We start from the raw sequence: 12,548 nt of genomic DNA, 5'->3' as shown, positions 1-12,548 counted from the left end.
TTTTATCACAAACAAATAAAACCCGGCTATACTTTAGACAAATTGATGAATAATAATTGTTCATTCCACTTGCGATTTATGTTTTCATTTGTTTAATTAAATGTTAAATATATGGTAATTAGTTAACACACGAAAATATTATGCGGTTATCTATATCCATTCATATGCATATATTACACATGCGGAACTAACGCCATTTAAATCATAGCCCTGACAATAGTCCCCTACGTAAATATACCCATTCAGATTTGTCACATATAAAGATTAATACAATCAACCGTATTATGTAGATCTGGATCACACAACTTCAAATATTTCGCAATATTATGAAACTTATTATTGAACTTATACCACTGCGTCATTTAAAAATAGTTTGCCATTGACGAACCCCTTCGTTTAGCAATGGTTTAGGAAACACACCAAGAAAAAATTATAAGGATTATTTAGAATGAAACTTAAATTAGTTGCAGTGGCAGTGACTAGCCTGTTGGCGGCAGGTGCGGTAAACGCAGCTGAGGTATATAACAAAGACGCAAACAAACTGGATATCTACGGAAAAGTTCACGCTCAGCACTACTTCTCTGACGACAACGGCAGCGATGGCGACAAAACCTACGCGCGTCTGGGCTTCAAAGGTGAAACTCAGATCAATGACCAGCTGGTTGGTTTTGGTCAGTGGGAATATGAATTCAAAGGCAACCGTTCTGAATCCCAGGGCTCTGAAGCAGACAAAACTCGTCTGGCATTCGCTGGTCTGAAATTCGCTGAATACGGTTCTTTCGACTACGGTCGTAACTACGGCGTGGCCTACGACATCGGCGCATGGACCGACGTCCTGCCTGAGTTCGGTGGTGATACCTGGACCCAGACTGACGTATTCATGACTGGCCGTACTACTGGCGTTGCAACCTACCGTAACACCGACTTCTTCGGTCTGGTTGAAGGTCTGAACTTTGCTGCTCAGTACCAGGGCAAAAATGACCGTGACAACCTGAAAGAAGCTAACGGTGACGGCTTCGGTCTGTCTACCACTTATGAGTATGAAGGCTTTGGCGTAGGTGCTACCTATGCGAAATCTGACCGTACCGACAAACAGTCTGTCGGTAACGGCGGTTTCATGGCTTCCGGTAAAAACGCTGAAGTATGGGCCGCTGGTCTGAAATATGATGCGAACAACATCTACCTGGCAACCACCTACTCTGAAACCCGCAACATGACCACCTATGGTGGCTCCGGTGTTACTGGTATTGCAGATAAAGCACAGAACTTTGAAGTAGTTGCTCAGTACCAGTTCGACTTCGGTCTGCGTCCGTCCGTTGCTTACCTGAAATCCAAAGGTAAAGACATCAACGGTTACGGCGACCAGGATCTGGTTGAATACGTAGACCTGGGTGCTACTTACTACTTCAACAAAAACATGTCCACCTTCGTTGATTACAAAATCAACCTGCTGGATGACAACAACTTCACCAATGCAGCGAAAGTGTCAACTGACAACATCGTGGCTGTTGGTCTGAACTATCAGTTCTAATTTTGTTGTAGTCAGAATACAAAGCCAGTCCTTCAAGGGCTGGCTTTTTCTCTTGATGTAGACTCGGTCATAAGGAGTATGCCGTGCAGACATTCACTGGTCGTTGTCTTTGCGGACAGAGTCATTTTACCGTCGACGTCGAAATGCTGGATGTCTATGCCTGCCATTGTACGCTGTGTCAGAAATGGTCTGGCGGCATCGCCATGTATCTGGAAGCCAGCGCTCACCCGCTGATGTCACCAGAATCGGTAGAACCTTCGCACTTTCCTTCCTCAAATCGTGGTGAACGGTTCTTCTGTTCCGGCTGCGGATGCCCACTGTGGTTTACGTTGACGGACAGCGATCGCTACTTTATTCCGTGGACACTTCTGGAGCTTAATGAGGTAGATCGCCGCCGCCTGATATTAGCAGCAGAAATCTATACGGAAACACAGCCTGCGTTCTGGAGATTGACGGGGCAATACGCTCGACTGAGTGGGAAAGAAGTCGAAGAGATGGATTACCCCTGTCATTTAGCTCACTAGTTATTAACGTTGTACCTTTGCCAGACTGAACCACATTCCTATCGCTAATACGATAAGCATGCTGCCGGCGCTGCTTAAGGCCACGCTATGTGACCAGGTGAACGCTTCTCTGGCAGCCGTCAGCAATGCCTCACTCAGTGAAGACGGGAGCGAGTGCGCCAGTTGTACCGCCTCCCCCATTGACGATGAGGCACGTTCCATTTCCTGCGGATTAAGTCCGGCTGGCGGCAGAATCGATGCAGAAAAGCTACGGCTCAACAGCAAACCAAAGATAGCGATCCCAAGTCCGGCTCCCAGTTCATAAGCCATTGTCTCGATGGCACCCGCGGCCGCGGCTTTTTCCGCAGGTGCTGCTGCCATGATAGCCGCTGTTGAAGCCAGAAGCGCACTGGCGGCGCTGAAGCCGAGCAAAGCCATCAAAATCCAGGCTTGTACCTGTTGGCTACTGAAATCCGTCATCGCAAGGCCGTAAAAGCTAACAGCGCTCAGCGCCATGCCCCCCGTTGCCACACAACGTAATCCCAGACGTGAAACCAACATACCGGCAATCGGTCCGCTGAAACCACTTGCCAGCATCACCGGCAGCATGAACAACCCTGCCTGATACGGTGTTAAGCCGTGGACAAACTGTAGCTCCTGAGCCATCAGTAACTCGAAACCCACCAGCGTTATCATCGCGGTCATCGCCATCACGACACCACTTAAAATGATGCGATGCGTGAACAACCGCATATCAATCATCGGGCGGGCTGCCGCAAGCTGGATGCGGACAAACTGCCACAACAGCAAAGCGCCGGTTAACAGCGTCAGAGCGATAGCAACGGTCGCCGTATGCCCTTTCAGTGCGGTTTTGGCGCTGTAAACCAGCAGCAGAATGGCAACAATCAGCATTATCGCATGACCAAAATTTAACGATTGATCGCGACGTCCAGCCTGGCGCGGCACTAAGCGTGCGGTTAAGGCCATTACCACCAGGACAATCGGTACATTAATTAAGAATACTGATCCCCAGTAGAAGTGCTCCAGTAGCATCCCGCCAACCAGTGGGCCAAACGCCGCACCGCCGGAACCAACCGCGGCCCAGACGCCGAGCGCCATATTACGATGCCGTTGCTCAGCGAAAGTGGCGCGAATCCCCGCAAGCGTTGCCGGCACAATCATCGCCGCGCCAATCGCCAACACGGCCCGGGTGACAATCAGCCAGCTGGCGCTATGAGCAAAAGCGGCCGCCAGCGATGCCAGACCAAACAAGCCTCCACCTAACAGCAGCAAGCGTTTAAAGCCAATGCGATCGCCCAGCGCCCCCATGGGCAACACCATACCGGCCATTACCAGAGAATAAATATCAATGATCCACAGCAGCTCGTTACCACTGGCACCCAGCGTCATACTCAGCGTGGGCGCGGCAACGTGCAGCACCGTTGCATCAATCGCAACAGGGATGTAGACCAGCACAATAATCACTAACGTTAACCACTGACGAAACATAAAACTCCCTTCAAAACTGAAACTGGACACACGTCCAGGTTCGGCGATCCTACGGAAATTTGAACGTATGTCCAACTTTTTGTTAGACTGCGTGCTAAACGGGTATGGGAGTAACGATGAGCTATCTAAATCGGGATGAACGTCGGGAATTGATTCTGCAGGCGGCAATGCGCGTCGCGCTTGAGGAAGGATTTGCCGCCATGACGGTGCGGCGTATTGCCACGGAAGCTCAGGTGTCAACCGGCCAGGTGCATCATCACTTTACGTCTGCCGGCGAGTTAAAATCCCTCGCTTTTGTGCAACTGATCCGTACTCTTCTGGATGCCGAACTGGTCAGCGCAAACGCCAGCTTCCGTGAACGGCTGCATGCCATGCTGGGCAGCGAAGATGGCGGGTTCGAACCCTATATAAAACTATGGCGTGAAGCGCAGGTTCTGGCGGATAAAGATCCGGAAATCAAAAGCGCTTACCTGCTGACCATGCGGATGTGGCACGAAGAAACCGCCGCTATCATCTCTCAGGGACAGAATGCCGGTGAGTTTTCTCCAGGCCCGGATGCTGCCGATGTGGCGTGGCGTTTAATTGCGTTGGTATGCGGTCTGGATGGCATCTATGTATTAGGCATTGAAGAAATGGCCGATCCTGCATTCGAACGCCACCTGGATCGTATGATTACGTTAGAGTTAGTTAATTGATGTTATAGATGAATTAATAATACATCTTTTATATTTACAATTGGTAACACTTAAGCAACGTGTAATTCCCTCATCACGCCGCGTTATTGCGCTTTTTTATCTATTCTTTCAGTCAATATTCCCAAAACTTTTCAATAGTTTCTAAAAGAACTCGCGCGGCGCTGTATGCGTTTATTTCTTTTTCATGAACGGCATGTGCATGGAGAATAATATGTCAGCATCAAATGAGAAAAATAATCGTTATCTTTTAACTGACTGGAAACCCGAAAATCCTGCCTTTTGGGAAAACAAAGGTAAGCACATTGCCCGAAGAAACCTCTGGATATCAGTGAGTTGCTTGCTGCTTGCGTTTTGCGTCTGGATGTTGTTCAGCGCTGTTGCTGTCAATCTGAATAAAATTGGTTTTAATTTTACCACCGATCAACTGTTTTTATTAACGGCATTACCTTCTCTTTCTGGTGCAATATTGCGCGTTCCCTACTCCTTTATGGTACCTATATTTGGGGGGCGCCGCTGGACCATTTTTAGCACCGTCATTCTGGTTATTCCCTGCGTCTGGCTCGGTTTTGCCGTGCAAAATACCGCTACTCCGTTTGGCGTATTTATTATCATTGCGCTGATGTGTGGGTTTGCTGGCGCTAACTTTGCCTCCAGCATGGGCAATATCAGTTTTTTCTTCCCCAAAGCGAAGCAAGGCAGCGCACTAGGCATTAACGGTGGCCTCGGCAACCTCGGTGTCAGCGTGATGCAGTTGATCGCGCCGCTGGTGATCTTTCTCCCCATTTTTACCTTCCTGGGCGTGCAGGGCGTACCACAAGCTGACGGATCGTTACTGTCACTGGCCAATGCCGCATGGATTTGGGTGCCGCTACTGCTGATAGCGACCGTGGCAGCGGGCATAGGAATGAACGACATTGCCAGTTCGAAGGCCTCAATTGCCTCCCAGCTACCGGTCCTCAAACGTTTTCATTTGTGGTTATTAAGTCTGCTGTATCTCGCCACCTTCGGTTCATTTATCGGTTTTTCAGCAGGCTTTGCCATGCTGGCGAAAACACAGTTCCCTGACGTGAATATTCTGCAACTGGCGTTCTTCGGGCCCTTTATCGGTGCGCTGGCGCGATCGGCGGGCGGTGTTATCTCTGACAAGTTTGGTGGTGTGCGGGTCACCTTAATTAACTTCATCTTTATGGCACTGTTCAGCGCCCTGCTGTTTCTCACTTTGCCCGGCTCGGGCGAAGGAAGCTTTATCGCGTTTTACCTGGTGTTTATGGGCTTGTTCCTGACCGCGGGTCTGGGCAGCGGTTCGACCTTCCAGATGATTGCGGTGATCTTTCGCAAAATCACCATTTACCGGGTGAAGCTGCACGGTGGTACTGAAGAACAGGCCCAGCGTGAGGCGGTAACCGATACCGCCGCCGCCCTGGGATTTATCTCCGCAATTGGCGCTGTCGGGGGCTTCTTTATCCCGAAAGCGTTTGGTTCATCGCTGGCGCTGACCGGATCTCCGGTAGGCGCCATGAAAATATTCCTTGTGTTCTACATCGTCTGCGTGCTGGTGACCTGGCTGGTTTACGGCCGTAAATCACAAAAAAAATAGTCATCTTTTGGCCTGTGTAGGCAACGTTATTCGAAGCAGGAGTTATGTCATGAGTAAACTGTTAGACCGCTTTCGCTACTTTAAACAAAAGGGCGATACGTTTGCCGAGGGGCATGGGCAAGTAATGCACACCAACCGGGACTGGGAAGACAGCTATCGTCAGCGCTGGCAGTTCGATAAAATTGTGCGTTCTACCCACGGCGTTAACTGTACCGGCTCATGCAGCTGGAAAATCTACGTCAAAAACGGGCTGGTAACCTGGGAAACTCAGCAAACCGACTACCCGCGTACCCGCCCTGACCTGCCAAATCATGAGCCCCGTGGCTGCCCACGCGGCGCAAGTTACTCGTGGTATCTCTACAGCGCTAACCGCCTGAAATATCCACTGGTGCGTAAACGCTTAATCGAATTGTGGCGCGACGCCCTGTCCCGCCAGCCCGATCCGGTGCTGGCCTGGGAATCCATTATGAACGACCCGCAAAAATGCCAGAGCTACAAGCAGGTACGTGGGCGCGGTGGGTTTATCCGTTCCAACTGGAAAGAACTTAATCAACTGATTGCTGCTGCCAACGTCTGGACGGTGAAAACCTACGGTCCGGATCGTGTGGCCGGATTCTCGCCCATCCCCGCAATGTCGATGGTCTCCTATGCCGCAGGTACGCGTTATCTCTCGCTACTGGGCGGAACCTGTCTGAGCTTCTATGACTGGTACTGCGACTTACCGCCAGCGTCACCGATGACCTGGGGCGAGCAGACCGACGTTCCTGAATCCGCCGACTGGTATAACTCCAGCTATATCATCGCCTGGGGCTCTAACGTGCCGCAGACCCGTACCCCGGACGCGCACTTTTTTACTGAAGTTCGCTACAAAGGCACCAAGACGATTGCCATTACGCCAGACTACTCGGAAGTCGCCAAACTGTGCGACCAGTGGCTGGCACCGAAACAAGGGACAGACAGCGCGCTGGCAATGGCGATGGGCCACGTCATCCTGAAAGAGTTCCATCTCGACAATCCCAGCGATTATTTCCTCAATTACTGTCGTCGCTATACCGATATGCCGATGCTGGTGCTGCTGGATGCCCGCGAAGATGGTAGCTACGTGCCTGGACGCATGATGCGCGCCTCAGACCTTGTTGATGGTCTCGGCGAAAGCAACAATCCAGAGTGGAAAACGGTGGCTTTCAACCGCGAAGGTGAACTGGTTGTCCCGAATGGATCCATCGGTTTTCGCTGGGGCGAGAAAGGCAAATGGAACCTGGAACCCCTGGCGGCTGGCGCTGAAACTGAACTTTCCCTCTCGCTGCTTGGTCAGCATGATGACGTGACCGGCGTGGCATTCCCCTATTTTGGCGGCAACGAAAACCCACATTTTCGCAGTGTAAAACAAGAACCAGTGCTGGTCCGTCAACTACCAGTAAAATATCTTACCCTCGCTGACGGTAGCCGTTGCCCGGTGGTGAGCGTCTATGATCTGGTGCTGGCGAATTACGGCCTCGACCGTGGTCTGGATGATGTTCATAGCGCACAAGATTACAGCGAAGTAAAAGCCTACACCCCGGCCTGGGGTGAGCAAATTACCGGCGTGCCACGCCGTCATATCGAACAAATCGCCCGTGAGTTTGCCGATACCGCGCACAAAACGCATGGCCGTTCGATGATCATCCTCGGGGCTGGCGTTAACCACTGGTATCACATGGACATGAACTACCGCGGGATGATTAACATCCTGGTGTTCTGTGGTTGCGTGGGACAAAGCGGCGGCGGCTGGGCGCACTATGTGGGTCAGGAGAAACTGCGTCCGCAAACCGGTTGGTTGCCGCTGGCCTTTGCGCTGGACTGGAACCGCCCACCGCGTCAGATGAACAGCACCTCGTTTTTCTACAACCACTCCAGTCAGTGGCGTTATGAAAAACTCACCGCGCAAGAACTCCTCTCTCCGCTGGCCGATGCGTCGAAGTTTAGCGGACATTTGATTGACTTTAACGTACGTGCTGAACGAATGGGCTGGCTGCCCTCTGCGCCGCAGCTTAACCTTAACCCATTAACCGTCAAAGCGAAGGCAGAACAGGCTGGGTTATCTCCTGCGCAATACACTGCCCAAGCGCTGAAGTCGGGTGATATTCGTTTTGCCTGCGAGCAGCCAGATAGCGGCAAAAACCACCCACGCAACCTCTTCGTCTGGCGCTCTAACCTGCTCGGTTCCTCAGGTAAAGGGCATGAATACATGCTCAAGTATTTACTGGGTACCGAAAGCGGGATCCAGGGGGAAGCGCTCGGTTCAAGTGAGGGTATTAAACCTGAAGAGGTTGAATGGCAGTCCGCGGCGATAGAGGGCAAGCTCGATCTGCTGGTCACGCTCGATTTCCGTATGTCCAGCACCTGTTTGTTCTCCGATATCGTTTTGCCAACCGCTACCTGGTATGAAAAAGACGATATGAACACTTCGGATATGCATCCGTTTATTCACCCGTTGTCCGCGGCGGTCGACCCGGCATGGGAATCGAAGAGTGACTGGGAAATTTATAAAGGCATCGCCAAAGTGTTCTCCGAGGTATGTGTCGGACACCTTGGACAAGAAACGGATGTGGTGTTGCAACCACTGCAACACGACTCTCCGGCAGAGCTGGCGCAGCCGTTTGACATTCTGGACTGGCGCAAAGGCGAATGCGATCTCCTTCCGGGGAAAACGGCACCAAATATCGCCGTTGTGGAACGTGACTACCCCGCTACCTACGAACGCTTTACTTCACTCGGTCCGCTTATGGACAAGCTAGGTAACGGTGGGAAAGGCATTGCGTGGAATACCCAGGCGGAAGTCGATTTCCTCGGCAAGCTGAACTACACCAAACGCGAAGGCCCGGCAAAAGGCCGACCGCTGATTGACACCGCGCTGGATGCCTCTGAGGTGATCCTCGCCCTGGCGCCGGAAACCAACGGTCAGGTGGCGGTGAAAGCCTGGGAAGCGCTGGGGGCGATGACCGGACGCGACCATACGCATCTGGCGCTGAACAAAGAAGACGAAAAGATTCGTTTTCGTGATATCCAGGCGCAGCCGCGCAAAATCATCTCCAGTCCTACCTGGTCCGGCCTTGAAAGCGAACATGTCTCCTATAACGCAGGCTATACCAACGTCCACGAGTTGATCCCATGGCGTACCCTGTCCGGTCGCCAGCAGCTGTACCAGGATCACGCGTGGATGCGAGCCTTCGGTGAAAGCCTGGTGGCGTATCGTCCGCCTATCGATACCCGCAGCGTCAGTGAAATGCGCGAGGTTCCGCCTAACGGCTTCCCGGAAAAAGCCCTCAACTTCCTGACGCCGCACCAGAAATGGGGGATCCACTCTACCTACAGCGAAAACCTACTGATGCTGACGCTTTCGCGCGGCGGCCCCATTGTCTGGATCAGCGAGACCGATGCCAAAGAGCTGGGCATTGAGGATAACGACTGGATTGAAGCCTTCAACGCCAACGGTGCGCTCACCGCGCGTGCAGTGGTGAGTCAACGCGTGCCACCGGGAATGACCATGATGTATCACGCTCAGGAGCGAATCATGAATATCCCTGGCTCGGAAGTCACCGGGATGCGTGGCGGGATCCATAACTCGGTCACCCGCGTCTGCCCGAAACCCACGCACATGATTGGCGGCTATGCGCAACTGGCATACAGCTTCAACTATTACGGGACGGTCGGCTCTAACCGCGATGAGTTCATCATGATTAGAAAAATGAAAAACATTAACTGGCTGGATGATGAAGGTCGCGATCAGGTACAGGAGGCAAAAAAATGAAAATACGCTCACAGGTAGGCATGGTTCTTAATCTGGATAAGTGCATCGGCTGCCACACCTGCTCCGTCACCTGTAAAAACGTCTGGACCGGGCGTGAAGGGATGGAATATGCGTGGTTTAACAACGTCGAGACTAAACCGGGGATTGGTTATCCGAAAAACTGGGAAGATCAGGAAGAGTGGCAAGGCGGCTGGGTTCGCGATGTCAACGGCAAGATAAGACCGCGTCTGGGCGGTAAGATGGGCGTGATCACCAAAATTTTCGCCAACCCGGTAATCCCGCAAATCGATGATTACTATGAACCGTTTACCTACGATTATCAGCATCTGCATAGCGCGCCGGAGAGCAAGAATCAGCCCACCGCGCGTCCGCGTTCGCTGATAGATGGTAAACGGATGGACAAGATTATCTGGGGTCCAAACTGGGAAGAACTGCTTGGCGGCGAATTTTCAAAACGTGCCCGCGACCGTAACTTCGAGAAGATGCAAAAGGAGATGTACGGTCAGTTCGAAAACACCTTTATGATGTATTTACCGCGCCTGTGCGAGCACTGTCTGAATCCAAGCTGTGTCGCCACCTGCCCGAGCGGTGCTATCTATAAGCGTGAAGAAGACGGCATTGTGCTGATCGACCAGGACAAATGTCGCGGTTGGCGCTTGTGCATCAGCGGCTGTCCGTACAAAAAAATCTACTTTAACTGGAAGAGCGGTAAGTCAGAGAAGTGCATTTTCTGCTACCCGCGTATTGAGTCCGGCCAGCCGACGGTGTGTTCAGAAACCTGCGTTGGGCGTATCCGTTATCTCGGGGTATTGCTGTACGACGCCGACCGTATCGAGGAAGCAGCGAGCACCGAGCATGAAACCGATCTCTACGAGCGTCAGTGCGATGTGTTCCTCAACCCGAACGATCCGGCGGTGATTGAAGAGGCGCTAAAACAAGGTATTCCACACAACGTCATCGAAGCAGCCCAGCGCTCGCCGGTTTACAAAATGGCGATGGACTGGAAGCTGGCGCTACCGCTGCACCCGGAGTATCGCACCTTGCCGATGGTCTGGTATGTGCCGCCATTGTCACCGATTCAGTCGGTCGCCGACGCGGGCGGACTGCCGCACAATGGCAACATTTTGCCTGCGGTTGAGTCGCTGCGAATTCCGGTTCAGTACCTCGCCAATATGCTCAGTGCGGGTGATACCGGTCCGGTGCTGAGGGCGCTCAAACGGATGATGGCCATGCGCCACTATATGCGTGCGCAAACCGTAGAAGGCGTCACGGACACCCGCGCGATTGAGGAAGTGGGTCTGAGCGTTGAGCAGGTCGAGGAGATGTATCGTTATCTGGCCATCGCCAACTATGAAGACCGCTTTGTGATCCCGACCAGTCACCGCGAAATGGCGCGTGATGCCTTCCCGGAGAAAAACGGCTGCGGATTTACCTTCGGCGACGGTTGTCATGGTTCCGACACCAAATTCAACCTGTTCAACAGCAGCCGTATTGATGCCATCGACATCACCGAAGTGCGCGATAAAGCGGAGGGTGAATAATGCAAATCCTGAAGGTTATCGGCCTGCTGATGGAGTACCCCGACGAGCTGCTATGGGAGTGTAAAGACGACGCGCTGGCGCTTGTGGCCAGCGATGCCCCCATGCTTAGTGATTTTAGCCAGGAGCTGCTCAATGCGCCGTTACTGGATAAACAAGCCGAATGGTGCGAAATCTTTGACCGGGGTCGGGCCACCTCTCTGCTGCTGTTTGAGCATGTGCACGCCGAGTCCCGTGACCGGGGCCAGGCGATGGTTGATTTGTTGGCGCAGTATGAAAAGGTCGGGCTGCAGCTAAACTGTCGCGAACTGCCGGATCACCTGCCTTTATATCTTGAGTACTTAAGCGTGTTACCGGAAGCGGAAGCCAAAGAAGGACTGCAGAACGTCGCACCGATTCTGGCGTTGCTTGGCGGGCGCTTAAAACAGCGCGATACGCCGTGGTATCAACTGTTTGATGCCCTGTTGCAGCTTGCCGGAAGCCCTCTTTCGAGTGACAGTGTCACTAAGCAGGTTGGCACGGAAACGCGCGACGATACCCGACAGGCGCTGGATGCAGTCTGGGAAGAGGAACAGGTGAAGTTTATCGAAGATAATGCCACCGCCTGTGACAGTTCACCGTTACAAAACTATCAACGACGCTTTAGCCAGGACGTGGCACCTCAGTATGTCGACGTCAGCGCGGGAGGCCCGAAATGATACAGTACCTGAACGTCTTTTTTTACGATATCTATCCGTATCTGTGCGGTACGGTGTTTATCCTCGGCAGTTGGCTACGCTACGACTACGGGCAATACACCTGGCGCGCCTCTTCCAGCCAGATGCTGGACAAACGCGGTATGGTGTTGTGGTCAAACCTGTTCCACATCGGCATTCTGGGGATCTTTTTCGGTCATCTGTTTGGCATGTTAACGCCGCACTGGATGTATGCCTGGTTCCTGCCGATTGCGGTAAAGCAGCAGATGGCAATGATTGCCGGCGGACTTTGTGGCGTGCTCACACTGGTGGGTGGCGCTGGCCTGCTGGTGCGCAGGCTGACTAACCCGCGCATTCGCGCAACCTCCTCGACCGCCGATATTCTGATCCTCTGCGTTCTGCTGATTCAATGTATTCTCGGTTTAACCACTATCCCGTTCTCTGCACAGCATCCTGACGGCAGTGAAATGCTAAAACTGGTCGGTTGGGCGCAATCGGTGGTGACCTTCCAGGGTGGTGCGTCTGCGCATCTGGATGGCGTGGCGTGGATTTTCCGTGTGCATCTGGTTCTGGGGATGACCATTTTTCTGCTGTTCCCGTTCACCCGACTGGTCCACGTGTGGAGTGCGCCGTTTGAGTACTTTACCCGCCGTTATCAGATAGTGCGTTCGCGTCGCTAATTTCCTCTGC

At 52.6% G+C, this 12,548-nt stretch carries 9 protein-coding genes; 8 read left to right on the top strand and 1 reads right to left on the bottom strand.

Annotated elements, in window-relative coordinates; all coding sequences use genetic code 11:
• Positions 1 to 448 precede the first annotated feature (448 nt).
• Together ompD and OGX66_RS23250 are read left to right on the top strand one after the other, a co-directional pair.
• On the top strand, positions 449 to 1,531 hold the full coding sequence (ompD, locus tag OGX66_RS23255) for a porin OmpD (protein ID WP_003836220.1): 1,083 nt from the start codon (positions 449 to 451) through the stop codon (positions 1,529 to 1,531).
• Between the two features lie 83 nt (positions 1,532 to 1,614).
• On the top strand, positions 1,615 to 2,055 hold the full coding sequence (locus OGX66_RS23250; RefSeq protein ID WP_003836219.1) for a GFA family protein: 441 nt from the start codon (positions 1,615 to 1,617) through the stop codon (positions 2,053 to 2,055).
• A 3-nt stretch (positions 2,056 to 2,058) separates the two neighbouring features.
• Here OGX66_RS23250 and OGX66_RS23245 read toward each other — a convergent pair whose 3' ends face one another.
• The gene (locus OGX66_RS23245; RefSeq protein WP_088902244.1) at positions 2,059 to 3,543 is read right to left on the bottom strand and encodes an MFS transporter; all 1,485 of its coding nucleotides are present in this window, start codon (positions 3,541 to 3,543) and stop codon (positions 2,059 to 2,061) included.
• A gap of 116 nt (positions 3,544 to 3,659) precedes the next feature.
• Between OGX66_RS23245 and OGX66_RS23240 the strand changes: the two genes are divergently transcribed.
• From OGX66_RS23240 to narI, 6 genes are all read left to right on the top strand, one after another.
• A complete protein-coding gene (locus tag OGX66_RS23240; protein WP_046670695.1) occupies positions 3,660 to 4,238 on the top strand; it encodes a TetR family transcriptional regulator in 579 nt (192 codons plus the stop codon).
• Between the two features lie 211 nt (positions 4,239 to 4,449).
• Positions 4,450 to 5,835, top strand: a complete 1,386-nt coding sequence (locus OGX66_RS23235) for a NarK family nitrate/nitrite MFS transporter (RefSeq protein ID WP_003020098.1) — start codon at positions 4,450 to 4,452, stop codon at positions 5,833 to 5,835.
• A 49-nt stretch (positions 5,836 to 5,884) separates the two neighbouring features.
• Positions 5,885 to 9,625, top strand: a complete 3,741-nt coding sequence (locus tag OGX66_RS23230) for a nitrate reductase subunit alpha (protein WP_003843700.1) — start codon at positions 5,885 to 5,887, stop codon at positions 9,623 to 9,625.
• Positions 9,622 to 11,166 (top strand): nitrate reductase subunit beta, encoded by a 1,545-nt coding sequence (gene narH, locus OGX66_RS23225; RefSeq protein ID WP_003020103.1) that lies wholly within the window; start codon positions 9,622 to 9,624, stop codon positions 11,164 to 11,166. The genes OGX66_RS23230 and narH overlap by 4 nt, the downstream gene beginning before the upstream one ends.
• Entirely contained in the window at positions 11,166 to 11,861 is a 696-nt protein-coding gene (narW, locus tag OGX66_RS23220) for a nitrate reductase molybdenum cofactor assembly chaperone (protein WP_003843701.1), read from the top strand. The genes narH and narW overlap by 1 nt, the downstream gene beginning before the upstream one ends.
• Positions 11,858 to 12,538, top strand: coding sequence for a respiratory nitrate reductase subunit gamma (narI, locus tag OGX66_RS23215; protein WP_003020109.1), 681 nt, complete (start codon positions 11,858 to 11,860; stop codon positions 12,536 to 12,538). The genes narW and narI overlap by 4 nt, the downstream gene beginning before the upstream one ends.
• Positions 12,539 to 12,548: the final 10 nt, after the last annotated feature.

Source organism: Citrobacter sp. Cf072 (assembly GCF_030334485.1).
In the GTDB taxonomy this organism is placed as follows: domain Bacteria; phylum Pseudomonadota; class Gammaproteobacteria; order Enterobacterales; family Enterobacteriaceae; genus Citrobacter; species Citrobacter freundii.
This window is presented reverse-complemented; position numbering and strand designations above follow the sequence as displayed.

What these genes read in the sequence shown, in the direction of transcription:
- ompD (WP_003836220.1), top strand. Translation starts at nt 449, where the DNA reads ATGAAACTTAAATTAGTTGCAGTGGCAGTGACTAGCCTGTTGGCGGCA.
- OGX66_RS23245 (WP_088902244.1), bottom strand. Translation starts at nt 3,543, where the DNA reads ATGTTTCGTCAGTGGTTAACGTTAGTGATTATTGTGCTGGTCTACATC.
- OGX66_RS23240 (WP_046670695.1), top strand. Translation starts at nt 3,660, where the DNA reads ATGAGCTATCTAAATCGGGATGAACGTCGGGAATTGATTCTGCAGGCG.
- OGX66_RS23235 (WP_003020098.1), top strand. Translation starts at nt 4,450, where the DNA reads ATGTCAGCATCAAATGAGAAAAATAATCGTTATCTTTTAACTGACTGG.
- OGX66_RS23230 (WP_003843700.1), top strand. Translation starts at nt 5,885, where the DNA reads ATGAGTAAACTGTTAGACCGCTTTCGCTACTTTAAACAAAAGGGCGAT.
- narH (WP_003020103.1), top strand. Translation starts at nt 9,622, where the DNA reads ATGAAAATACGCTCACAGGTAGGCATGGTTCTTAATCTGGATAAGTGC.
- narW (WP_003843701.1), top strand. Translation starts at nt 11,166, where the DNA reads ATGCAAATCCTGAAGGTTATCGGCCTGCTGATGGAGTACCCCGACGAG.
- narI (WP_003020109.1), top strand. Translation starts at nt 11,858, where the DNA reads ATGATACAGTACCTGAACGTCTTTTTTTACGATATCTATCCGTATCTG.